This window comes from Paenibacillus phytorum (assembly GCF_013141715.1).
Lineage (GTDB): Bacteria > Bacillota > Bacilli > Paenibacillales > NBRC-103111 > Paenibacillus_E > Paenibacillus_E phytorum.
In genome coordinates this window covers 153,611-176,653 of the sequence record NZ_WHOA01000148.1, presented here as the reverse complement: position 1 = coordinate 176,653, position 23,043 = coordinate 153,611, and the positions used below count along the sequence as shown (strand labels likewise).

General features: G+C 42.5%; 24 protein-coding genes. 18 read left to right on the top strand and 6 right to left on the bottom strand.

The window, feature by feature from the left end; translation table 11 throughout:
* Window positions 1-4: 4 nt before the first annotated feature.
* Both GC098_RS23250 and GC098_RS23245 read right to left on the bottom strand, forming a co-directional pair.
* Window positions 5-280, bottom strand: a complete 276-nt coding sequence (locus tag GC098_RS23250; RefSeq protein ID WP_171645589.1) for a MoaD/ThiS family protein — start codon at window positions 278-280, stop codon at window positions 5-7.
* A 1-nt stretch (window position 281) separates the two neighbouring features.
* A complete protein-coding gene (locus GC098_RS23245; RefSeq protein WP_171645588.1) occupies window positions 282-1,382 on the bottom strand; it encodes a WD40/YVTN/BNR-like repeat-containing protein in 1,101 nt (366 codons plus the stop codon).
* Window positions 1,383-1,548: 166 nt separating this feature from the next.
* Here GC098_RS23245 and GC098_RS23240 point away from each other — a divergent pair, with 166 nt between their 5' ends.
* The 13 genes from GC098_RS23240 (at window position 1,549) to GC098_RS23180 (ending at window position 13,486) form a co-directional block, all read left to right on the top strand.
* Entirely contained in the window at window positions 1,549-2,604 is a 1,056-nt protein-coding gene (locus tag GC098_RS23240) for a YheC/YheD family endospore coat-associated protein (RefSeq protein WP_171645587.1), read from the top strand.
* 155 nt (window positions 2,605-2,759) lie between these two features.
* Entirely contained in the window at window positions 2,760-3,434 is a 675-nt protein-coding gene (locus GC098_RS23235; RefSeq protein ID WP_171645586.1) for a response regulator transcription factor, read from the top strand.
* Window positions 3,434-4,849 carry a HAMP domain-containing sensor histidine kinase gene (locus tag GC098_RS23230; protein ID WP_171645585.1) on the top strand — a complete coding sequence of 472 codons (1,416 nt, stop codon included), beginning with the start codon at window positions 3,434-3,436 and terminating at the stop codon, window positions 4,847-4,849. The genes GC098_RS23235 and GC098_RS23230 overlap by 1 nt, the downstream gene beginning before the upstream one ends.
* Window positions 4,850-4,932: 83 nt before the next feature.
* A complete protein-coding gene (locus tag GC098_RS23225) occupies window positions 4,933-5,562 on the top strand; it encodes an undecaprenyl-diphosphatase (protein WP_216625390.1) in 630 nt (209 codons plus the stop codon).
* Window positions 5,559-6,077, top strand: a complete 519-nt coding sequence (locus GC098_RS23220; protein WP_171645583.1) for a hypothetical protein — start codon at window positions 5,559-5,561, stop codon at window positions 6,075-6,077. The genes GC098_RS23225 and GC098_RS23220 overlap by 4 nt, the downstream gene beginning before the upstream one ends.
* Before the next feature lie 28 nt (window positions 6,078-6,105).
* Entirely contained in the window at window positions 6,106-7,113 is a 1,008-nt protein-coding gene (locus GC098_RS23215) for an alkaline phosphatase family protein (protein ID WP_171645582.1), read from the top strand.
* Window positions 7,114-7,351: 238 nt separating this feature from the next.
* Complete coding sequence (locus GC098_RS23210) at window positions 7,352-8,272, top strand: hypothetical protein (RefSeq protein WP_171645581.1); 921 nt, start codon at window positions 7,352-7,354, stop codon at window positions 8,270-8,272.
* A gap of 204 nt (window positions 8,273-8,476) precedes the next feature.
* Window positions 8,477-9,214: an ABC transporter ATP-binding protein gene (locus GC098_RS23205; protein ID WP_171645580.1), complete on the top strand. Its 738-nt coding sequence runs from the start codon at window positions 8,477-8,479 to the stop codon at window positions 9,212-9,214.
* On the top strand, window positions 9,207-9,953 hold the full coding sequence (locus GC098_RS23200; protein ID WP_171645579.1) for an ABC transporter permease subunit: 747 nt from the start codon (window positions 9,207-9,209) through the stop codon (window positions 9,951-9,953). Before GC098_RS23205 ends, GC098_RS23200 begins: the two co-directional genes overlap by 8 nt.
* A 17-nt stretch (window positions 9,954-9,970) precedes the next feature.
* A complete protein-coding gene (locus tag GC098_RS23195; RefSeq protein WP_171645578.1) occupies window positions 9,971-11,449 on the top strand; it encodes a sensor histidine kinase in 1,479 nt (492 codons plus the stop codon).
* Window positions 11,446-12,132 carry a response regulator transcription factor gene (locus GC098_RS23190; protein WP_171645577.1) on the top strand — a complete coding sequence of 229 codons (687 nt, stop codon included), beginning with the start codon at window positions 11,446-11,448 and terminating at the stop codon, window positions 12,130-12,132. The genes GC098_RS23195 and GC098_RS23190 overlap by 4 nt, the downstream gene beginning before the upstream one ends.
* 33 nt (window positions 12,133-12,165) lie before the next feature.
* Entirely contained in the window at window positions 12,166-13,296 is a 1,131-nt protein-coding gene (locus GC098_RS23185) for an MGDG synthase family glycosyltransferase (protein WP_246358862.1), read from the top strand.
* Window positions 13,297-13,315: 19 nt separating this feature from the next.
* The gene (locus GC098_RS23180; RefSeq protein WP_171645575.1) at window positions 13,316-13,486 is read left to right on the top strand and encodes a hypothetical protein; all 171 of its coding nucleotides are present in this window, start codon (window positions 13,316-13,318) and stop codon (window positions 13,484-13,486) included.
* Window positions 13,487-13,539: 53 nt separating this feature from the next.
* On the opposite strand, the gene GC098_RS23175 is transcribed toward GC098_RS23180, so the two are convergent.
* Window positions 13,540-14,058, bottom strand: a complete 519-nt coding sequence (locus GC098_RS23175; protein ID WP_171645574.1) for a C40 family peptidase — start codon at window positions 14,056-14,058, stop codon at window positions 13,540-13,542.
* Window positions 14,059-14,312: 254 nt separating this feature from the next.
* Between GC098_RS23175 and GC098_RS23170 the strand changes: the two genes are divergently transcribed.
* Window positions 14,313-14,915 (top strand): DedA family protein, encoded by a 603-nt coding sequence (locus tag GC098_RS23170; RefSeq protein WP_171645573.1) that lies wholly within the window; start codon window positions 14,313-14,315, stop codon window positions 14,913-14,915.
* A gap of 66 nt (window positions 14,916-14,981) precedes the next feature.
* On the opposite strand, the gene GC098_RS23165 is transcribed toward GC098_RS23170, so the two are convergent.
* Together GC098_RS23165 and GC098_RS23160 are read right to left on the bottom strand one after the other, a co-directional pair.
* Window positions 14,982-15,743, bottom strand: a complete 762-nt coding sequence (locus GC098_RS23165) for a YheC/YheD family protein (protein WP_171645572.1) — start codon at window positions 15,741-15,743, stop codon at window positions 14,982-14,984.
* 16 nt (window positions 15,744-15,759) lie between these two features.
* Window positions 15,760-16,869 (bottom strand): glycosyltransferase family 4 protein, encoded by a 1,110-nt coding sequence (locus GC098_RS23160; protein WP_171645571.1) that lies wholly within the window; start codon window positions 16,867-16,869, stop codon window positions 15,760-15,762.
* A gap of 199 nt (window positions 16,870-17,068) precedes the next feature.
* Between GC098_RS23160 and GC098_RS23155 the strand changes: the two genes are divergently transcribed.
* Genes GC098_RS23155 through GC098_RS23140 form a run of 4 tightly spaced genes read left to right on the top strand, consistent with a single transcriptional unit; the run spans window position 17,069 to window position 22,074 of the window.
* Window positions 17,069-19,321 (top strand): type IA DNA topoisomerase, encoded by a 2,253-nt coding sequence (locus GC098_RS23155; RefSeq protein WP_171645570.1) that lies wholly within the window; start codon window positions 17,069-17,071, stop codon window positions 19,319-19,321.
* A gap of 11 nt (window positions 19,322-19,332) precedes the next feature.
* Window positions 19,333-20,031 (top strand): uracil-DNA glycosylase, encoded by a 699-nt coding sequence (locus tag GC098_RS23150; RefSeq protein WP_171645569.1) that lies wholly within the window; start codon window positions 19,333-19,335, stop codon window positions 20,029-20,031.
* Window positions 20,028-20,333, top strand: coding sequence for a YciI family protein (locus tag GC098_RS23145; protein WP_171645568.1), 306 nt, complete (start codon window positions 20,028-20,030; stop codon window positions 20,331-20,333). Before GC098_RS23150 ends, GC098_RS23145 begins: the two co-directional genes overlap by 4 nt.
* Window positions 20,334-20,379: 46 nt before the next feature.
* A complete protein-coding gene (locus tag GC098_RS23140; RefSeq protein ID WP_171645567.1) occupies window positions 20,380-22,074 on the top strand; it encodes a M3 family oligoendopeptidase in 1,695 nt (564 codons plus the stop codon).
* Here the strand turns inward: GC098_RS23140 and GC098_RS23135 are convergent.
* Window positions 22,071-23,003, bottom strand: coding sequence for a zinc dependent phospholipase C family protein (locus GC098_RS23135; RefSeq protein WP_171645566.1), 933 nt, complete (start codon window positions 23,001-23,003; stop codon window positions 22,071-22,073). The genes GC098_RS23140 and GC098_RS23135 overlap by 4 nt on opposite strands.
* Window positions 23,004-23,043 lie beyond the last annotated feature (40 nt).

Here is a 23,043-nt window from a genome sequence, read left to right as displayed (position 1 = left end):
TGCTTTACCCGCCGGAGACAGCCTGGAAAACGATGAGCTGATCACCTTGCTGCAGCGTTAAATTTAAGTCATCCAGCCATGCGATATTCGTATCATTGTAATAGAGCAGGACATGCTTTCGGACTTGTCCGGTTTCGGTCCAAAGATGAACGCGCAGCAGGGGATAGCTTGATATAAGTTGATTTAGTGCTTCCTGTAACGTAAGCGCATCCAATTGAAATTTGACGTTTCCCCCTGTGCAATCACGCAGCAAGGAGGGGACGCTGACGGTAATAAGCATGCTAGTCCTCCAAAATCATTGGCTTCACAGTTAGGATTCGTGATAACTGTCCTGGAAGGCGTTCCCAGCTTTCTCCACGATCCAATGAGCAGTAAATTTCGCCTGAGGTTGTTCCAAAATAAAGCCCATAAGGCTCAAGAGCATCCACAGCCATTGCATCTCGCAGTACGCTGACATGTCGTTCTTCTTCTGGGAGAACATCCCCTATAGGCTTCCAGGTATCTTCACCGCGTGCCATTCTGTAAACAATTAACTTGCCGTCACGCATAGAGCGTTGTTCGCTGCTTTCCAGCGGGATAAGAAATAAATCACCTGTTGGTGAAATGCTAATCGGGAAACCAAACGGGGCATCGCCGTCACGTAGTGTGAGGCCTTCCTCGATAGGATACCAGCTGTCAGCGCCGTCGATGGATTTGAACACCCCACTATGCTCCTGCATATAGAGAACATCGGAGTTTTCTGGGTCGAGCACCATCTTGTGCACACAGTATCCGACACGCTCATCAGGCTGACCTGTTGGTATTCGGTTCAGTCCGTTGTTACAGGGCTTCCAGCTAATCCCTCCATCAAGTGTACGGAAGACACCGACAGCGGATATTCCGATCCACATGCGCTGCGAATTCCTTGGATCGATGAGAATGGTATGCAAGCACATACCGCCGGCTCCGGGAAACCACTCCGGACGTGTGGGGTGCTTCGTTAAACCATCTAACTCTTGCCATGTCTGACCGCTATCGCGGCTAACGAATAATCCCGCTTCTTCGACACCCGCAAAAAGAGTTTCGGGCTGAGACGCAAGACCAGGCACCAACTGCCAAATACGGTTTAGTGAAAAACCGCTCTCCTCAGAGTACCTTGGACTATCCGCAATCTGTTCCCACGTTTCACCGCCATTGCTGGACACACGTATGGTTGCTCCATAAGCGGCATGAGATGTTCCGGCATACAACGTACTTACTGTTCGTGTATCCCCAAGAACACTATAAGCTTCCCATCCTGGTAAAAAAGGTCCTTGCATGGACCAGTTCCGTCTTTCAGTCGTTGAGGAATAAATGAAAATGCCTTTATTGGTGCCGACAAGCAGTTGAACGCGCTTTGACATACGTGCCCTCCTTTAATCATACTCCTTGGATAAATTCGACATATGGTAAATAATCCCTTCACTTAAAATGTGTCTTTTACTTAGATTGTTTAGGTATCCACCGTGTTTGCAAGAGTAAGAGGGACATACACTATCATAGTTCTATTATTCGAATGGCGGTGATTCGATGCGTACTACGGTAGGTGTCCTATTGGACTTGGAAACTTATTTGGGTATTGCAAGAGGAAGAACAGGAAATGAACGCTTAGCCCTGTATAACAAAGCAGGAAAGATGCTTGGATTAAGGCCTTTTTATATGTGTTTACAGCGTGTAAACGGTAAATCTGCTTTGGGTTATTACTATGAAAATAATGCGTATAGGCTTGTTAGACGTTCTATTCCTCGTGTGACACATAACCGAGCCATTAGCTTATCTCCCTATTTAAGAAAAAAGTTAAAAGAGCTTTCCCAATCGAGCATCGTTTTCAATAGGCAAAATCGTTACGACAAACATCGCATACATCAACTCTTATACGCCAACCATTCGCTGCGTAAGTATCTGCCTGATTCTATTAAATATTCGCGGGAAAAATTAGAAGACTCCATGAAGAAGTACTCCTCGCTGTTCATCAAGCCAACAAACAGCAGTATAGGTGACGGGATTATTAAAATATCCAGGCAGGAGAGTGGGGGGTGGAATCTGTATTGGATGAAAGGAAAACCAAAGCTTGTATCCAAGAAGCAAGTAATTTCTTTCATTGCGAAGAAAGTGGGTAAACAAAATTACATGATTCAGGAAGCAATCCAGTTAGCAACTTATAAGGAAAGGCCTTATGATCTACGTGTATCGGTTCAACGTGGAGGTAGTGGGCAATGGCAAGTTACAGGTATGATTGGGAAAGTCGCAGCTTCAGGCCGTCATGTGACTAATGTGGCAAAGGGAGGGAAAGTTAAACGGTGCGAGCAGCTGTTTGAGTCCAGTAGTTTTAATTCCGCCCAAATGAAGCAAGAATTACAGCAAGTATCTCTGGCAATTGCCCAATATATTGGCGTTAAATTGCCTCATATGGCTGATATCGGATTAGATGTGGGCGTTGATCAGGATGGCCGCATCAAATTGATCGAAGTAAACGGCAGAGACCAACGCTATACCTTTAAAAAAGCAGGCTTAGAAACGACTTTTTATCGCACATATGAAACACCAATGCGATATGCAAAGTTTCTTTTGAATCAATCCAATTAACTGCATGATAAATTCGCCCCAGTTTTCTGGGGCTTTTGAATAAGAAAATATCCAGTTCTTCAAACTATGTAGTGACTGGTTTACAGGGAAATTCTCATTCATTTCTCATCTAAATAGCTTATACTTAGAGGATTAACGAGACAAGGGAGATATCGATGAAACGGGTATTAATTATAGAAGACGAAAAAAACCTAGTTCGTTTTATTCAACTGGAGCTGGAGCACGAATCCTTCGAAGTACAGACAGCTTACGATGGAAAAACCGGATTAGCATTAGCCCTTCAAGATCATTGGGACTTGATATTGTTAGATATTATGCTGCCAGAGCTGAACGGAATTGAGGTTTGTCGCCGTATTCGTGCAGCGAAGAAGACCCCAATTCTCATGCTAACAGCAAGAGATAGTGTTGTCGATCGTGTATCAGGCTTAGATAGTGGTGCCGATGATTATATGCCCAAACCTTTTGCCATTGAGGAATTATTGGCTAGGATAAGGGCTATTTTCCGTCGTATCGAACTCGATGGAAAAGACTCGCATGCTATGCTTTCTTTTCAACATATTGATGTCGATATGGATGCCCGGATGGTTTATAAAGACAAGCAAATCGTTGAGCTTACTAAACGTGAGTTCGACTTATTAGTGATGTTCATGAAAAACCATAATCTCGTGCTGACGCGCGATATGCTTTTGGATCATGTATGGGGATATGATTCGTTAGTGGAGACGAATGTAGTCGATGTTTATGTAAGGTATTTGAGGAATAAGTTAGATCAAGCTGGCGAGAATAGCTGTATTCAAACGGTTCGGGGAATTGGATACGTGATGCGATGATGGAACGATTAACTCGTTTAATTCGACAACTCCCCATCAAATGGAAGCTCATGTTAGGAGCAACTACACTCATCTTCCTGTTATTTGCAACCTATAATTTCTCCCAATATTTAGTTCTCAAGCAGTGGATGATGAATCAAGAGAAAGACAAAATTCAAGTTAGTATGGCGCAGCTTCAAGACTTTTTACATGAAAAATCCAATACTATGGATGCCTTGCTGATAACGGAAGCTCGACCCTACATAGAAAAAATGATTGGAAAAAATCAATTAGTACGCATTATCGGAAAGAATGGAGAGCCACTCCTGACGGTATCGAATCATTTTGATGAAAATTGGGTTACACCTAGGACAGTGGCAGCACCAGAATTATATGATACTACCCACCAGGAAGATCACATTCTCATTTATAGGAGTCCATTCATAACGACCCAGTTTGTTGGAACCTTAGAGTTCGCAAGTAATCTAGAAACGTTCGATCATTTTAGTCAGACGTTATTTTGGGTAATGCTGATCGGTGGGGTATTGGCTGTTTTCATAAGTGCAATTAGTGGCTTAGCTATCGCGAGGCAGTTGATGCGCCCAATTCGGGCATTGTCAGCTACAATTCGAAGTGTGAAGGAGAAAGGACTGACGGAGCGCGTTAGCAACATAGAAAATGGAGATGAATTATCCAGTTTAGCGCAGCTATTTAATGAATTGATGAATCAGCTGGAAGTCTCCTTTCGCCAACAAAAGCAATTTGTTGAGGATGCCTCGCATGAGCTGAGAACACCAATCACGATATTGGAAGGTCACTTGTCCCTCTTAAATCGCTGGGGTAAATCGAATCCTGAAGTCTTAGATGAATCCTTGCAAGCTTCACTACAAGAGACAAGGCGCTTGAAAGGGATCGTCGAAGAACTTCTGACCCTAACAATGGTAGAAACTCACCTCGATTCTGAAATCAATGAGCCCGTTCAAATCGAACCCGTTATCCAAGAGACGCTCAAAAGATTTGAGGTTCTCAATCCTGAATTTGTATTTCAAGTGAATACGGAGAAAATGAGGGATGCCCTGGTATCCATAAGCCCGCTGCACCTGGAGCAAATTCTTCTGATCATTCTGGATAACGCGGTTAAATACACCATGCATGATAGAAGGATCGTTATTGTGGGACAACGATTGATAAATGAAGTGCAAATTACCATAGAAGATCATGGAATAGGCATTCCGCAAGACGAATTGCCTTATGTATTTGATCGGTTCTATCGTGTTGATAAAGCAAGAAATCGAGAGATTGCGGGTACAGGGCTGGGGTTGTCCATTGCCAAGCAATTCGTACACAAGTATCAGGGGGAAATAACCATCCGAAGCAAGGAAAACGAAGGGACCACAGTTATAATAAAATTACCTATGAATCAAATTATCAAATAGTACATTTCTCATTTTGTTCTCATCTTCATCATGTAAAGTCAATGTAAATGCTTCTTTTTAGAGCATTCAGTATAAATAAAGGAATGATGAAGATGAACTTTACTCAGTTGGATTATCATTGGTTTCAACTTATTAATCAATTCGGGAGTACCCTGCCCATTCTAAACCCAATTATGCGTTTGTTAGCTTCTTATGCGGAGTACGTGTTTTACATCGGGATTGTCATTTATTGGTTTACTAGGCATGATGGCAAGCGTAGAATGGTCGCTGAATCCCTTCTATCCGCATGTGTGGCAGTTTCTTTCAGTGGTCTACTTGCGCATTTCTTCTACCGTGATCGCCCGTTTGTCACACATAATGTCATTCAACTGATCTCTCATCCGGCCAATGCCTCCTTCCCAAGTGACCATGCAATCGGCGCTTTCGTAATAGCTACATCCATTTGGATACACCATAGAAAAGATGGCAAGTTATGGCTTGTACTAGCTGCAGGTATTGCTTTCTCAAGAATATGGACAGGGGTTCATTATCCATCTGATGTTATTGCAGGTGCTGTAATTGGAATTACTGCCGCGGTTCTCATAAATCAGGTATTTAGGCGTTCGTCGCTGGCACTGAAATGGTTGACGAAATTCATCTATTGGTATGAAGCTGTCGAGTCAAGGATTTGGCGCAGGAACGAAGCGCCGCAATCTTCGGTAAACAAATTATGAATACATTCTGGGCGAAGGACCGTAAATGGGTGATTCTTAGTCTTGGAATTACACTGTTGATCGTACTTTTTGGTTTATGGACAATGTTCCATACACCATCTGTACAGTGGCATGATCGCACGTTCAAAGGTTTATATAAAAACTATGGATCTCAAGCAAGAATTTTATTATTTGCCGTTCTGGCGTACTATGTGCTCAAAACAATTATACAGAGACGATGGGTGGAACAATGGCTTATACTGAAAAGAAGTAGTATTACCCTTTTGAGAATAACTCGGAAATTCCATACGCCTATCGCCATTCTTGCAATCGGCGTCATTTTTTTGCATATCGTGGGTGCTTTTCTATATGGTATCAAGCTAGACTTTGCTAATATCAGTGGACTGCTCGCAGGACTTGCCCTATTACCTGTACCGATTGCAGGGGTATTTCGATCCCGAGGACTTGATCGGAAATGGCATTTGCGATTAGGGCTAATCTTCGCTGTTTTATTTTTGATTCATGCATTCCTTTGATAAGAGGGGAATAAAGGGAGGACACCAATTGAAAAAAACATATATGGCAGTATCGCTTCTCATGCTAGTGGTGACAGCTTGTTCCAATCCGGATCAAGGTCATGTAGCGACATCAACCCAACCACAAACTCAAAAAGCGACTCCCGCTGCATCACCAAAGGCTTCCCCTGTAAATACGAATAAACCTGTTGCACAAGAAGTACCAATACCGACCTTAACACCTTCACCTAGTCCGTTGTCCACGGCTTCAGCTCCATCGAAAGTGCCTAATCCGGCAGTTTCCGAAGGGGGTAAACCCGACCATGTTGTTATAGTGGTAGAAGAGAATCATTCCTATGAGAAATTGATTGGCAATGCCTCAGCTCCTTATATCAATACGTTGGCTGAACAGGGTGCATTCTTCACTCATTCCTATGCGGTAACACATCCAAGTCAGCCTAATTATTTCGTCCTATTTTCCGGTTCAGACCAAGGTGTTAAAGATAATTCTTGCGGCCATGCATTTAAAACAGCTAATTTGGCAAGCGAACTAGTTAAGGCAGGCTATTCTTTCGCAGGCTACTCGGAGGATTTACCTGTGATGGGTTCAACCGCTTGTACGAATCACCAATATGGCCGAAAACACAGTCCATGGGTGAGTTTCTCCAATGTTGCCAAAGAGAGTAATCAACCTTTTGACCAATTCCCTAAAGACTTTAACAAACTGCCAACGGTTTCTTTCGTCATCCCTAATTTGGATAATGACATGCATGACGGGACCATTCTAGACGCAGATGATTGGCTGAAAAAACATATAGGTCCTTATGTAACCTGGGCTCAAAGCCATAACAGCTTGCTCATTCTAACGTGGGACGAAGATGATAATTCCAAAGACAATCATATCCCTACAATCTTTGTAGGACCTATGATCAAACCGGCGAAATATGATCAACATATTACGCATTTGAATGTATTACGTACGTTAGAAGAGATGTATAAACTGCCTTATTTGGGCGGTACAGCTGATGTTACTACTATTCAAGGTATTTGGAAGTAAAGATAAAACATAATAACTCACAGTTCATAGGTAAGCAGTATGCAAATCCGTTTAGATGCTAAACGGGTTTTTCTTTTTGTGGACAGAGAGTTAAGAAAGATTTAAGAAATGCTTCACAAGCACTTCACTTTTGCTGACTAAGATGTAGTTGTAAGCCCAGACTTTGAGTTCCACTCAAAGATCCCAAAGCGGAGAGACTTTGAGCTACACTCAAAGATCCCTATATTAGGAGGAAAAAATGAAAAAGAAATGGTTAATGTTAGGTAGCGCTGTTGGAATCAGTAGTATTGTCATGGTGACGACTGGGTTTAGTGCATTGGCGAGTACATCTGGGTATGATGCCTATAAATCTGCTCTGAAAAACACCAAAACCGTTCAAAATGTAGCTGTACAAGCGTCAGCAGCCTTACAAGATAACGGTAATGTGCTTGCAAGTGCAAATGGAAGCTTCAAAGTGAGCCTGGATACGAAAACGGCAAGCGGAAGTGCAGATGTGTTAGCGAATGGTACCCAACAATCGCTCAGCTTCTATAAGCAAAATGATCAAACCGTACTTAAATCAAACGCTAGCGATGTGTATTTCGTGAAACAAGAAGGCGGAAAGAAACACAAAGCCGAGAAAAAGCTGAATGAAACTGACATTCCTCAGCAAGTAGAGACGGTCATCGACGCTTTAGTTGGTAATCTGAAGGACTATGTGGCTGTTGATACGAAAGCAGATGGGTCTAAAGAGATCGCCATTCAACTTGACAACGCTCAGATTCCTACTGTAGTTAACGCTCTTGCACCGATTGCTATTAAACAAGCAACCAAAGAAGAGAATGACGGTGAGACTAATGATGACGCCTTAAAAGCAAATGAGCTGCCGTTCAAAGAAGATTTCTTGAAAAACGCGGCTCCACAGCTGACGCAAGATATCAAAATCGATAAAGTATCCATTAAGGCAACCGTAAATGCTAATAATTATATCTCTCATCAAGAAGCAGATTTAACGGTCTCTGGTAAAGATGATAGTGGTGCGGTGCACCAAGTTACGCTTCACCTTCAAGCGGATCTGTCCGGTTATAACAGCACAGCACCTGAAACCATTGATCTGACTGGTAAAACCGTACAAACATTAAAGCATGATCACCAAGGTAAACAAGGCGATAACGAATAATAATCAGCATTTGTAAACCTATTAGGTAACAGCAGATAGGCTTCCCTGTCCAAGCCTATCTGCTTTATCTTACCACATAAGAAAGTATAAGTTTTCGGTTCACGAAACCGCTTTCTTATTGGCGATAAAACCTACCTCTAAACGCGGTCGCTCATCTTTGAATGGCCTCGATAGAGATTTTCTCATAAGAAAAGGGGAATCTTAGTGAACACCATATTAGAGACGGCTCATTTAAGCAAAGTATATGGCAATGACCGGGGAATTCGTGATATGAGTCTCCAGCTGCATGCAGGAGATGTATATGGATTACTTGGGCCAAATGGCGCTGGAAAAACAACGTTTCTAAAGCTAATAACAGGTTTAATACGTCCAGATCAAGGGATGATCACATTGTTTAATGCCAATATCGTTGAACAATTCGAACAAGGTATGCAGCACGTTGGCAGCATGATTGAATCGGCAGATTTTCATGATTTTCTTAGCGCATGGCAGTACTTAGAACTAGTCGCCCGGTTCTATCCGAATGTCACGCCAAAGCGAATTGAAGAAGTCTTGGATCTTGTGGGCTTGTTCAAAGTTCGTAAGGAGAAAATCAAAGGCTATTCCACAGGTATGAAACAAAAGCTAGCACTTGCCGCGGCTATCCTGCCGGAACCTAAGCTTGTCATCCTGGATGAGCCTACGAACGGGCTGGATATCGAAGGTACGGTGATGTTTCGAAAGTTGATTAAGCAGCTGTCCGATGAGAAGGGAACGTCTTTCTTAATCTCAAGCCATATGATACACGAGCTAGAGCAGCTATGTAATCGGGTGGGGATTGTTGTAGAAGGACATTTGAAGAAAGAAGGGTACGTATCCGAACTGCTGCAAAGCAATCAATCCTTAGAGCAATTCTATATAGACGAACTTCAGCTTTCCAAGGAGGACAAAGATTGTGCATAGATGGCGCGCTGGATACTTAAATGAACTTTACTTGCTGTTGTATCGGAAGAAAGTAGTTATGTTCGCTATCTTTTCAGCGATTCTTCCTGTTCTGCTTGCCATTTCTCTCAATGCCTTACAGCCAATTCTCGGGCTTATTGCCGTAAGCCAGTCCTTTCCAATTGAGATGTTAACGATTTATACAAGTATATGGATTCCACTGTTTATTTTAACGGTTACTGGCGATTTATTTCCAAATGAAGTGGCATCAAGAACGCTGAAGCTTGCATTACTTCGTCCGAATTCACGCTTTCAAGTTTATGGAACAAAAGTCGCAGCTCTTGGTACAGGTATTGCTGGAATTCTGATTCTACTCGGCATTGTTACCTTTATCTGCAACCTATTCGCTGGGACATCAGCCAATTTCACGGATTCGTTCCATATGTTGAAAGCTTACATCGCTGCAGTTGTCTCCATGTTTGCTTTGTCAGCCTTGTTTGTATTCGTTTCTCAGTTCTTCAAAAGTGCCAGCACCTTCATGGTCTTTTCACTCGTGCTATACGCGGCTGCCAAAATTGCTCCATTCTTGATGAGCTCTATTGCTGCGTTTTCACCTGCCTCCTATACGGATTGGCATATGTTATGGCTCAGTCAAACCGTTTCCGCGGGTAAGCTATTGACTACGTCTTTGTTCCTGATTTCCAGTTGTATGTTGTTTTTGGCACTTGGTTACTATAAATTTGATAGAAAAGAAGTATAAAAACGGGGAATCTACTCATGTCCATTCGTCTGAAGTTATTGCTTTCCTATGCGGCGATGCTGCTAATTCCACTTGTTATGATGATGATTACAGCTGTTCTATTGGTCGTTGTTTTTAAAGGCGATTTCCAAAGTATCCGTGATCAATATGGGTCTGGTATCGGGCTATTCGAGAATCAGAATGTGGAACATACGCTTAAAGATATGAAACGTTCCTCGGAGAAAAATCCGTCCATCTTAGCCGACTCAACGTACCTAGCGGATATTGATCAAGAGCTTCAGTTAAGTAACTCAAAGCTGGTTGTACGTAAGGATAATACGTTAGTCTATGTTTCTCCGACCTTGCAAGGATCAGATGTACTCCAGCAGCTGCCTGCTTTCAAGCACCCTGGACATCCAGAGCGGGAAGATGCCAAGCGGTATGGGAGAGAGTTACTGGGAGTAACCTCTTTCGATTTTTACAATGTCGGACAACAACCGGGAAGTGTTTTCATTATTACGACGGTGAATCCGATCGTCAATTTCACGCAGAAATTTTTCCCTATTCTTTTTATCACTTTACTTATTATTCTGATTCTCACGCATACCTTATTAACCTATTTTGTCTCAAAAAGTATCATTACCCCTCTCCGAAAGTTAAAAAATGCTATGAAAAGGATTCAATCTGGTGATCTTGATTTCCAAGTACAGATCACAAGTAAGGATGAAATTGGGCAACTCAGCATAGCCTTTGAACAAATGCGAAAACAATTGCGAGAGTCTATTCATACGCAAATTCAATACGAAGAAAATCGTAAAGAGCTTATCTCTAACATTTCACACGATATTCGGACACCTCTTACAGCGATTAGAGGCTATGTAGATGGTCTAGGTGACGGAATAGCCGATACCCCTGACAAAAAACAAAAATACATCGAAATCATTTCGTCCAAGGCTGAAGAGATGGATCATTTAATTGATGAATTATTTCTATATTCCAAATTGGATTTGAAGCGGATGCCCTTCAATTTTGAAGTCGTTGATTTCGCATCTTTTTTAGAAGATTGGTCCGATGAACTTGAATTTGAACTTGGCAAACAAGGCGTTCATTATAAGTCAGATATCGCGTTACACAAGCATATTGAGGTCTCGATTGATCGGGATAAAATGAAACGCGTTTTCACTAACATAATGGACAATAGCTTAAAATATATGAATAAACCAGAGAAACATATTGGTCTGATCGCTAGGATAGCTGGGGAACATGTCATCATTGAAATTACAGATAATGGAGTAGGTATGGATGCTGAGGCGCTTCCGCATATTTTTGATCGCTTTTACCGAGCAGATCCGTCCAGGAACAGTAATAATGGGGGGAGCGGTTTGGGGTTAGCGATTTCGAAGCAAATGATCGAAGGTCATGGCGGAACCATTGGGGCTCGCAGTATGAAAGGTGAAGGGACTTGTATGACTATCAACTTGCCGCTTAGAAGGCACAAAGACGGTGAAAACGAATGAAACGACTATTAATTGTAGAAGATGAACAACTTATTGCTGAACTCGAACGTGATTATTTGGAAGTGAGTGGCTTTAAAGTGGATATCGCGATGGATGGCGAGCAAGGTTTGAAGCTAGGACTCAGTGGAGAGTATGATCTAATCATTCTTGATGTCATGCTCCCTCTATTGAACGGATTCGAAGTATGCAAGCAAATTCGCGAGAAGCATCAAATTCCTATCCTGATGGTAACTGCAAAAAAAGAGGATATCGATGTAATTAGGGGCCTTGGTCTTGGAGCAGATGACTATATTACAAAGCCGTTTAAACCTGGAGAACTGGTTGCAAGAGTCAAAGCGCATTTGGCACGCTATGAGCGATTAATAGGCACCAAAGAAAACAGCGAAGAAATTCGCATACATGGTCTTTTAATTGATTACGGTTCACGTCGCGTTTTCGTTCATGAGCAGGAAATTAGCCTTACGACGAAGGAATTTGATTTACTCTATTTTCTAGCTATGAATCCGAATCGTGTGTACAGCAAAGATCACCTTTTTGACCGTATATGGGGAATGGATGCGATGGGAGATCCACAGACTGTTACGGTCCATATTCGTAAAATAAGAGAGAAGATTGAATTAGATGCATCCAACGCTCAATATATTGAAACGGTATGGGGTGCAGGTTATCGTTTTCGCCTATAAACGTATGCGATGAAAGGTGGTTTTTCCTTGAGCATGAATGTGAATCCTCGTGTATTGATACTTACAGCTAGCTATGGTAACGGACATCTACAAGCTTCAAAAGCCTTGCAGCAGCAATTCTTGAGGCAAGGTGTAGATCAGGTGAAGATTGTCAATCTGATGCAAGAAGGCCATCCATTCATTAACTTAATTACTACCTCGCTAATAAACAAAAGCACAAAAAGTTCTCGCATAGGACTTGATTATTACGGCTGGAGCTATTACTTAACCCGTGAAACCAAACGGACCGCTTTATTCCAGAGATCCATGACCTATCTTGGTAAAAAGAAGCTGAGAGAACTTATTCATCATGAGCGTCCGGATGTTGTTGTTAACACCTTTCCATTCGGCGCATCGCCTGAAGTGTGCAGTTCTATGGGCATTACGAATTTCACTGTACTTACGGATTATGCTTTACATGCCAGTTGGTTACACCCGAATGTTGATAAATATTATGTGGCTACGGAAGAATTAAAGCAGCAAATCATTTTCAAAGGGTTCAGTAAGGACCGTATTGAGGTTAGCGGAATCCCGTTGCGACAAGAGTTCGCAAATGAGAGGAATAGCAACGCCAAAAGTCAAAAAAAGAAGATCATTCTTATCATGGCATCAGACAGCGGTGTCACCAGCTATTTAGAGGAAATGTTGAATGGTTTAGCTGTTCTAGATAATTGTCAATTGGTCGTTGTTTGTGGCCGAAATGAGAGGTTGAAAGGTAAGCTTGAAGACGAATTTGCTGCTTTTCCGGGTATAACGATTCTTGGATTTGTTGACAATGTGCATGAATGGATGTCTCAGGCAACTTGTATTGTAACGAAAGCAGGGGGATTAACATTAACAGAGGCCATTGTTTTACGACTGCCTATCTTTATTTATAGGCCCTATGCCGGTCAAGAAAAGGAAAATGCCCTGTATCTCTCTAGCCGCGGGATGGCATCGATTTCTACGAATATGAAGGAATTTATCAGTAAAATCACTTATTTAATCAATCATCCAAGCTTGCATGAAGAAATAAAAGAACGCATGAGAACATTGCAACGAAGTCAAGCGGCTGTTCACATCGTGAATGATATGATGCTAAGTATGAATAATTCGAATAATAAACCAGTTTCGCTATCCTTATAAGATGAGAGGATTGATCCGGATGAAGGAGAGTCTAGATGATTTTTTGCAAACGATCTATGAACTTGAAGAAAAAGTAGTCCATCTAATTCACCAATCGAATTTATCTGATGTAGAGAAGAAGTTTATCTTAGACCATATTCTTATCATTCCCGGAAAAAGCGGAGATCATGAAGAAAGTAAAGTCATTTAATGCAAAAAACTCCTTCAGATGGATATCTGGAAGGAGTTTTTTGCAAGTAAGGCTTAATTCAACACGCGGCGAGCAGTTTTGTAATTTTTGTTCCACCAACCGGAATTCATATCTGAAATCGTTACGCCAGGCTTGCCGTACGTGTGAAGAACCTTACCATTACCCATATAAATACCGACGTGATGAATGGGTGAATAGAAGAAGACAAGGTCTCCTGGCTGCAGCTGATTTCTAGGCACGAATGTACCTACCTGTGATTGCTGCTTGGATGAACGGGGCAAACTAATCCCATTCTTCCCATATACATATTGCGTAAAAGACGAGCAGTCAAATGAACTTGTAGTGCTTTTCTGTGCTCCGAAATTGTATCTCACGCCAAGGTACTGTTGACCAGTAGAGATAATACTATTTGCTTTCCCAGACATGGCTGTTGAAGCTGCTGTTATAGAAGCTGCGCTTGCAGCATGTGCGGATTGCGGCGCAGCTATGAGATTAGCTGATGCAAATAAGGATACACTAAGTGTAATTCCTAATAGCGATTTACTTAGGCGGTTCTTTCTCATGTTGTTCATGATTGATGTCCTCCTTCAGGATCGTGTTTTAGGCTTCCACCTGGGATAACCTTAACACATCCAGTATGACCTATAGATTACCAACGATAGGGGAATACTAGGTCAAATCAGGAGGATACGAGGTTTATTAGAAAACCATGAGAATCCAATGAGGCCAAAAACCTTGACAAGAAAGGTTTATTTCTTTATTCATCCTACTCTCATGCTCTTCTCACATTCCTATGGTACGATTATTACGAGGCAGGTGAACAAAAATGAATCATCATACTATGATTAATTTAATCACCCATTATAGCTATCCGGGTATATTTTTGTTACTTTTCATTGGCATTGTTGGCATACCGCTTCCGGTTGAGATTATTCTGCTAGGAGCAGGATATATAGCATTAAAAGCTAATCTACACATAGGTGGCATCATCGGCTTTGCTTGGCTTGGTGCTTGTGCAGGGATGACACTTAATTACCTGCTTGGACAAAGCATTGGTTTGAAGCGTATCAGCAAGGTTACCAAGTGGATTAAGCTTTCCGAGAACAGATTAGAAAAGTGGGCAGAACTTTTTAAAAAGCATGGTGCCATTTTACTTTTAGTTGGCTATTATGTAGCTGGGCTAAGGCATGCTGCTCCTTTCATTGCAGGGGCTACGAGAATGCGGTTCACCAAATTCATGAGTATCTCGTACTTTGGCGCATTGGCTTGGATTTTGGTTATTGTTCTTCTTGGTCAAAAGCTTGGAAAAGCGTGGCACCACATCTATACACAATTCCATCATCCAATATGGATTATTGTCGCGGTTATTATTATAGGTCTTGGCTTATTAACTAAGATGATGGTACACCAGCGCCGAGTAACCTCATAAAGCAAATAAACCTCCAGTCCCATTCAAGTGGGATTGGAGGTTTTTACTAACCTTAGGAAACAAGAGTTACTTACGTTTTTTGGGTAAGAATCGGCCGTTTGCTCGCGAATAACGCAGAACTTTGAAGAACATTTTTTTATCTTTTAATTGGTTAAATATAAAGGGGTCAGGTGCTGTGTTTACTTCTATGACCCATGGTTTTAAATTTTTATCAATACCGATATCTACACCAATTTCATTAAATCTCGGATAAACCTTCTGGTAATGCGTTGCGATTTGATATCCTAGATGTCGCAAGCTTTTGATATAATCATCTTTCTTCTGATTCTTTAAGTAGGGAGCAAGTAATAATTCTAATGGCAGCGGTTTGCCGCTATTATGAAAGTTCGTTACTATTTTTTGTGGATGAGCAACTCGACCAATATAACCAGTAGCTTCCCAAGTTTTCTTAGGGCTTTTTTGTACCATTATACGTGTGTCGAAAATTCTCTTTTGATGGGTTAAGAGATGAATGCCTTGCTGAACCAAATAGGATCTAGATAACTTGGCTTTGTTTAGGGCACCGAATAAACCTAAAAAAGTTCGAAAAGATTTAGCTGCTTTACCGGACTGAAATCGATAAGTCTCATTTTTCTCTACACGAATAACGCCCTGCCCGAAAGTGCCATTGATGGGTTTGACATAAACCATCTTATGTTTATTTAGCATATCAAGCAGGTTCTTTTGACTATAGATTCTTGTTTCCGGAACAAATTTGCGAAGTTCTTTGTTTAATAAAAGAACTTTCGTCTTGACCCATTTGCTGCCTACTGTTCTAGCTCGATTCATGGACATAACAGCCCCTCTACGTGGAATTTTTCGTCGTATAAATCTTTTCTAATTTGCTTGCTGTGGCTCGCCAACTAAATTTTCTCGTTACATCTAGTCGGGCTTGCTTGGCCAGTCTTTTGGCCTTAGAAGGGTCTTTGGCTAGTTTAATAATTTCTTTGGCAAAAGCCTCTGGGCTTCGATAATTCGCCACTAAAAGTCCGTTATGCTCATGCCGAATAATTTCAGGAATCCCGCCATTTCTGGAGGCGATCGCTGGAATGCCGGATGCCATCGCCTCCACATTCACTAAGCCAAACGCTTCATGACCTTGAGACGGGCAAACGAAACAATCCCCGGACTGATAGAATCGAGGCATTTGACTGCGTGAAACGTAACCCTTGAACGTTACTGGGATTCGAAGTGAGGAAGCTAATTTTTTCAAATATTGCTTGTAGCTTGGCTTACCAGTCCCGCCAGCTATGTGAAGCCTCGCTGAAGGGATGGATTTTCTAACGATTTGTGTAGCTTTCATCAGGACGGGAATTCCTTTCCTCGGAATCAACCTGCCTGCAAATAGAATGACAAATGGCCGGCGACCGCCAGTTGAATGCTTTTTCTCTTTACGAGGACGGAATTGAGCGAGATCGACGCCCAGATGAACGTAACGAACTTTATGACTGATATTTGGGAAGGTTCGTTTCAGGTGATTTTGCAGCGAAAGACTGTTGCCAATGATGCGATTAGCCCCACTGAGATCGATTGCTGCTTGCTTTCTGGATGTCATTGGCGGGGATATAAATGTCGTTGAATGCAAAAAAACAGAGATAGGCGTATGTGGGAATACTTTTCTCACGGCATGCACAAATCTAGGGCGGTTATCGATTTGAATCCTATCGTAATGATGCCCTTTGACAGTCTTCAGCACATTAGATAAATAAGCTTTTTTATTAGCACCGTGTACTCGAATAATCGTAATATGACCTAATCTGCTTGTCTTTGGGTAGTTGGAGCGCAGCCGACTTATTATGGTCACTTTATGCTTGGAGGATATTTTTTTGGCAATTTGGTATATACAATGCTCCACAGAGCCTCCGACGGGAGGAGGGACGGGGATTTGTTCAGGAGCAATAATCAGAATATGCATAATAAGAACCTTCACCTCTTGGCTTCAATTGATGTTTCCAGTTATCATATTCAAAGGAAGTGAAGATACTTGGAGTAAAGTCTACTTGGTAAAATAAAATTTTCGATCGTTACCATATTGCAGCCATTTATAAAGTGGGATACACTGAGGCGACAGATTCTGATCTACTTAGAAAGTTCAATTAAGGAGCGATACTCTCTTGAAGACATTAATTATTGCGGAAAAACCCGATATGGGACGTAATATAGCCGCCGCAATAGAGCCCAAAGCCAAAAATATGAGGTCCCATCTAGAAGGTGAACAATATATCATCACCTGGGCGATTGGACACTTAATTGAGTTGGCTGAACCTGATCAATATGATGATAAATATAAAAAATGGAATATTAATCACTTGCCAATTATTCCTGATGAATTTAAGCTGATTCCAAACCCGCGGACGTACGATCAGCTTAAGGTGATTGCTGAGCTTGCGAAGAAATGCGACATGCTTGTTAATGCGTGCGATGCGGGGAGAGAAGGACAGCACATCTTCTCGCTTATTCAGCGGCATCTTAAACTGAATCAGCCTGTTAAGCGACTCTGGATTTCCGATTTAACCTCGGAGACGATTCGAAATGGCTTCGCTACATTAAAAGACGGTGCTGAATACGAAAATTTAACGCGCGCCGCGCGCTCACGCAGTGAAGCGGATTGGCTAATCGGTATGAATGGCTCACGTGCATTCACAACGAAGCATAACGTTCTGCTTTCCGTTGGCCGAGTTCAAACGCCCGTGCTTGCGCTTATTTATGACCGCCAGAAGCAGATTGAAGCCTTCTCTTCGCTCAAATTTTATGAGCTGGAGGGGCACTTTACACAAGGCGAGACGACGTATAGAGGCATGTGGCAGGGAGAGCGCATGACGGACGGACCGAAGGTCGAGGCGCTTGCTGCCAAGGTCAAAGAGAAACCTGCACGGATTATTTCCTATGAAGTGAAAGAGACGAAGGAATACCCGTTCAAATTGTATGATTTGACGCTGCTGCAGCGTGAGGCAAATGGGAAATACGCCTTCTCGGCGAAGAAGACGCTGGATACGGCTCAGGCACTTTATGAGAAGCATAAGGTCATTTCCTATCCTAGAACCAATTCCAACTATGTGACTGAGCAAAATATTCCGGAAATGCACAAGTCCTTATCCGCTTTACAAGGAACGGCTTACCATGAGCTTGTGCAAGGGGCAAACCGAAATCTAGTGCACAAAAATAACAAGTTTATTTGCAATCCGAGCAAAGTTGAAGATCACCATGCGATTCTTCCGACGAATCGCAAAGCTTCAGGACTGAGTCCGGATGAACAGAAATTGTACGATCTGATTGTAAGGCGTTTCTTATCCCAGTTCTACCCACCGGCTGAGTATAAAGTTCATACAGTTATGACTGAAGTCGAACAAGAAATGTTTAAAACAACGGTCAAAGAACTACTCCAATTAGGTTGGAAGGTCATTTACGCCGATCAGAAAAAGGAAAAGGCGAAGAGCACGAAGGGCAAGGAGAAGGAAGAGGAAGAAGACGAAGAGGTTGAAGTAAACGAGCCTTTCTCCATCGATCCGCAGGGGAATGTCCTTTGCCATGACGCGATCGTGAAGGAAAAAGATACGCAGCCGCCTAAGCATTTTAACGAAGGAACGCTGCTCAAAGCCATGGAAAGCGCCGGCAAGCAGATTGAGGATGAGGAACTCCGCGATGCGATGAAGGATTCGGGACTCGGGACTCCGGCAACTCGTGCAGCGACCATCGAGCGTCTCAAGAAGGTTGGTTATATCGATATGCAGGGTAAGAAAATCGTCCTGACCCAGAAGGGGCGAACGGTTGTTGAACTAATTCGCGGCGCAGGCATTGAGCTGTTAACTTCACCTGAGATGACTGGGCAATGGGAGCGCAGGCTGAACGAAATTTCCCGAGGTACAGCTTCGGACGAGCAGTTTATGCATAACGTCAAAAGATTCGCAACACTTATCGTTGATAAGGTTCGCGTGCAGACTAGAGCTTCCAAAACAGCTTTCGAAGGCGAGACGCCTCCTGCAGCTGCACCCAAACGCGGTTCTGCACGATCGAGTGCGGCATCAACAGGTGGCACCAAAACAGCAGTTGCAGCTAAGAAAACGGCTCCTGCTAAACAAACAGATGGAGCTAGTACGTTCATAGCTACTTGTCCAAGACCAGGGTGCGGAGGCTCCCTTTTCATGGGACGTAAAGGTTACGGCTGCTCGCATTATAAGGAAGGCTGCAAATTCGTCATCTGGAAAGAAAGCTTTGGCCGGAATCTAACGGACGCTCAAGTTCAAGCGCTTGTAAATAAAGGGAAAACGACGAAGCTGAAGCTCGTACTTGCTGATGGTACAGCTGCGGATGGACGAATCGTGCTGAGAAATATCGATACTGGAGAGCTCGGTACGGAAACGGAGTGATAGGAAGGTGAATGGTGAGCCATTTAACGAACGACTGGGCTTCTTTGTTGGGATCTGAGTTTCAAGAGCCCTATTTCCATGCTTTGCAAAAATTTCTCAATGATGAAAATACGTCACAAACCATTTTTCCTGAGCAAAATGAGATTTATAGTGCACTTCATTTAACATCTTATGCGAATACCAAAGTCGTTATTTTGGGACAAGATCCCTATCACGGTAGAGGCCAAGCCCATGGCCTCAGTTTTTCCGTTAAACCGGGTATACCGACACCGCCATCTTTGCAAAATATGTATAAAGAATTACAGTCTGACCTTGGCTGCTGTATCCCTGATAACGGCTACTTGAAGGCTTGGGCAGAACAAGGCGTGCTGCTATTGAACACGGTTCTAACGGTAAGAGCAGACATGCCGAATTCGCATAAGGGAAAAGGGTGGGAACGTTTTACAGACAAAATCATAACGACGCTAAGTGATCGGGAGAAGCCGATCATTTTTGTACTGTGGGGAAGTCATGCACAGGCCAAGGAGCGTCTCATCAATACAACGAAGCATGCTATCATAAAATCAGTTCATCCAAGTCCGCTTTCTTCGTATCGCGGATTTTTTGGCAGTAAGCCTTTTTCGCAAGCGAATGCCTATCTTAGAGATCTTGGGAGTTCGGAAATTGATTGGCAAATACCAAATTTATTTGTGAAGGAGCGGGAGTCATGAGCGAAAATAAAGAATTTATTTATGTCTTACGATTAAAACCTGCTTTTCTAGACCGCAGTGTTTGGACAGAAAGAGAAGAAAAAATTGTTGAAGAGCACTTTCAATACCTTTTACAGTTGAAAGAGGAGGGGGAACTTATTTTAGCAGGAAGAACACAAACTTTTGACGAAAAAACATTTGGCATTGTTATCCTGAGGGTGGATAATGAGTTAGAAGCTACACTGATCATGGAACAAGACCCTGCTGTTGCTAATCAACTTATGACCAGTGAATTGTTTCCCTACAGTATTGCAGTTATGTAAGTAGGCTGCCAGTTTTCCTGGCTAAAAACTCAAAGGAGTGAAACCAATGAAATTTCAAGAATTTAAGTACGAAAGACCCGACTTTAGCGCTTTTGAAATTAAATTTAAGGAGCTTTTAGAGGCGTTTAAACAAGCAAATTCGTTTGGCGATCAAGACCAAGCGATGGAAGCCATCGTTAGCCTGCGAAGTGAATTGGAATCTATGGAATCTATTGGGCGGATTCGTCACAGTGTGGATACCAACGATGAATTTTACAAAGCTGAGCAAGAGTATTTCGATGAAATTGAGCCTTTATATCAAGGGTTGATTACAGAGTTTTATAAAGCACTCATTGAATCCTCCTATCGTTCAGAGTTAGAAGTCAAATGGGGGAAGCAGCTGTTTACGATTGCCTCCTTATCATTGAAAACGTTTTCGCCGGAAATTGTTGAAGATCTCGTACAAGAAAACAAACTGGCCAGTGAATATTCGAAGCTGCTTGCTTCTGCGAAGCTCATTTATGCAGGGGAAGAACGAAATTTATCCCAACTCGTGCCTTTTCAATTATCAACAGACCGAAAAGTCCGTAAAGAAGCGAATGATGTGAAATATAGCTTTTTTATAGAGAATGAAGCGAAATTGGATGAACTGTATGACCAATTAGTGAAGATTCGTGCTGTCATCGCTAAGAAGCTCGGATACAACAATTTTGTTGAACTCGCATACGCTCGTTTGAACCGCTCTGATTATAATGCCAAAGACGTGGAAGTATTTAGGAATCAAGTTCTTGAACACATTGTACCGGTGGCATCCAAACTAAAGGAACGGCAGAAGGCTAGAATTGGCGTAGACTCGCTGCACTATTATGATGACAAGTTTGGTTTCGCCTCAGGGAATGCAACGCCAAAAGGTGATGCGGATTGGATTGTGGAACAAGCTCGTAAGATGTATGCAGAGCTATCCCCAGAAACGGATAAGTTCTTTACCTTTATGATCGAGAACGGTTTGATGGATCTAGTGGCTAAGAAGGGAAAACGCGTAGGTGGTTATTGCTCATATATTAGTACATACAAAGCACCGTACATTTTCTCTAACTTTAACGGAACTTCAGGTGACATTGATGTCTTAACGCACGAAGTAGGACATGCTTTCCAGGGCTATAGCAGCCGAGAGTTTCAAGTACCTGAATACATATTCCCCACCTTGGAAGCCTGTGAAATCCACTCCATGAGCATGGAGTTTCTCGCTTGGCCTTGGATGTCGTTGTTCTTCGAGGAAGATACAGATAAGTATAAATTCAAGCATCTAAGTGAATCGCTCTTATTCATTCCATACGGTGTTGCGGTAGATGAATTTCAACACCGGATCTATGAGCAGCCGGAACTGACATCCGCTGAGCGTAAGCTAGTTTGGCGCGAGGTTGAGCGCAAATATTTGCCGCATCGTGTCTACGAGGATAACGACTATTTGGATAGAGGGGGCTTTTGGCAGCAGCAGGCCCACATTTACAAAAGCCCGTTTTACTACATTGATTACACGCTTGCGCAAGTGTGTGCGTTTCAATTCTGGAAACGAGCTAATGAAAATCCAGAATTAGCTTGGGAGGATTACTTAAGACTTTGTCAGCAAGGCGGAAGTCTGAATTTCACAGAGCTTGTTCAAGTAGCGAAGCTAATTTCACCCTTCAAAGAAGGCTGCGTGGCATCGGTAATTGGTCATATCGATTCATGGCTTGATCAGGTTGATGATGCTAAGCTTTAAATCATAGGCTGGACATGAGTGATTTGCAGTCCGCTGTCACAGTCCTTACCGGTTTCATAGGAGCGATTACCGAGAACTTCTTCTAAGGCTTGGTAATCAGCCGAAGAACCTCGTTGTAAGGCTTGTATGGCTGCCTGGAGGACGATTTGTCCATCTTCCATCGCAATATCCCATAAGTCCCAAATGCTGTATGTGTATGTTTCATCTAATGATGTAGGACAATTCCAAACCGTCTTGGCTTCGTTTAAATAATCAAGCGGAGCCGGATGCTTGGTATAGACCAACGGAGAGATTTGACCGAAGGTGAATAACCGTTTGATTCCTTTCGGATCGTGGAACAAGCGTTGAGCTCGAATCATGTCGATGTAAGCATCGTTCCAATCCTTCTCAGAAACCTGCGATGCATGGTCAGGATAGTGAATGGCAGCAGCGTGGGCAAGCGCTGGAACAATACCGAGGGACAGAGCTTCTCCAACATATATTTCTTTCCATACAGGCGTATTCCATGTCTGTAGTCCAAGTTTGCGACGAACAATGAGTGTGTCCATAATAATCTCAAATCGTTGGTGATCCCATTTCTTGAAGCCTGATTTGTAAAAAACGTAGGGATGCATGTTGCGATCGAGAATATGGTGTGTAAGGAATCCAAGTGCATAAACAACAGCGGGATTATACAAGCCCCTGCCTTGCATATGGGAAATCAGATCCATCAAGAACGGACCGCATGCTTTCGTATGCATAAGACTTCCCAATTGATTGAGTTTCTTATCTTTTTTCCAAGGTAAGAAGTTATGATAGAACAAGAAATCGGGTCCTTGGCAGCCCAGGGAGAAAACATGTCGCAGCTGCTTATCACTAAGCATATTGGAATGCCCCAATTGGTTCATTAATTCTTGACCGAAAATCAGATGTGTCCAGATGTTAGGCAATTGTGCCCCTCCTAATTAGTGATGTACGAACATACATGAA

Excerpts from the sequence above, each read along its gene's own strand:
- GC098_RS23230 (WP_171645585.1), top strand. The coding sequence starts at position 3,434 with ATGGAACGATTAACTCGTTTAATTCGACAACTCCCCATCAAATGGAAG.
- GC098_RS23150 (WP_171645569.1), top strand. The coding sequence starts at position 19,333 with ATGGTGAGCCATTTAACGAACGACTGGGCTTCTTTGTTGGGATCTGAG.
- GC098_RS23170 (WP_171645573.1), top strand. The coding sequence starts at position 14,313 with ATGAATCATCATACTATGATTAATTTAATCACCCATTATAGCTATCCG.
- GC098_RS23235 (WP_171645586.1), top strand. The coding sequence starts at position 2,760 with ATGAAACGGGTATTAATTATAGAAGACGAAAAAAACCTAGTTCGTTTT.
- GC098_RS23180 (WP_171645575.1), top strand. The coding sequence starts at position 13,316 with ATGAAGGAGAGTCTAGATGATTTTTTGCAAACGATCTATGAACTTGAA.
- GC098_RS23185 (WP_246358862.1), top strand. The coding sequence starts at position 12,166 with ATGAATGTGAATCCTCGTGTATTGATACTTACAGCTAGCTATGGTAAC.
- GC098_RS23245 (WP_171645588.1), bottom strand. The coding sequence starts at position 1,382 with ATGTCAAAGCGCGTTCAACTGCTTGTCGGCACCAATAAAGGCATTTTC.
- GC098_RS23250 (WP_171645589.1), bottom strand. The coding sequence starts at position 280 with ATGCTTATTACCGTCAGCGTCCCCTCCTTGCTGCGTGATTGCACAGGG.
- GC098_RS23240 (WP_171645587.1), top strand. The coding sequence starts at position 1,549 with ATGCGTACTACGGTAGGTGTCCTATTGGACTTGGAAACTTATTTGGGT.
- GC098_RS23165 (WP_171645572.1), bottom strand. The coding sequence starts at position 15,743 with ATGAATCGAGCTAGAACAGTAGGCAGCAAATGGGTCAAGACGAAAGTT.
- GC098_RS23220 (WP_171645583.1), top strand. The coding sequence starts at position 5,559 with ATGAATACATTCTGGGCGAAGGACCGTAAATGGGTGATTCTTAGTCTT.
- GC098_RS23195 (WP_171645578.1), top strand. The coding sequence starts at position 9,971 with ATGTCCATTCGTCTGAAGTTATTGCTTTCCTATGCGGCGATGCTGCTA.
- GC098_RS23145 (WP_171645568.1), top strand. The coding sequence starts at position 20,028 with ATGAGCGAAAATAAAGAATTTATTTATGTCTTACGATTAAAACCTGCT.
- GC098_RS23225 (WP_216625390.1), top strand. The coding sequence starts at position 4,933 with ATGATGAAGATGAACTTTACTCAGTTGGATTATCATTGGTTTCAACTT.
- GC098_RS23140 (WP_171645567.1), top strand. The coding sequence starts at position 20,380 with ATGAAATTTCAAGAATTTAAGTACGAAAGACCCGACTTTAGCGCTTTT.
- GC098_RS23175 (WP_171645574.1), bottom strand. The coding sequence starts at position 14,058 with ATGAACAACATGAGAAAGAACCGCCTAAGTAAATCGCTATTAGGAATT.
- GC098_RS23190 (WP_171645577.1), top strand. The coding sequence starts at position 11,446 with ATGAAACGACTATTAATTGTAGAAGATGAACAACTTATTGCTGAACTC.
- GC098_RS23210 (WP_171645581.1), top strand. The coding sequence starts at position 7,352 with ATGAAAAAGAAATGGTTAATGTTAGGTAGCGCTGTTGGAATCAGTAGT.
- GC098_RS23160 (WP_171645571.1), bottom strand. The coding sequence starts at position 16,869 with ATGCATATTCTGATTATTGCTCCTGAACAAATCCCCGTCCCTCCTCCC.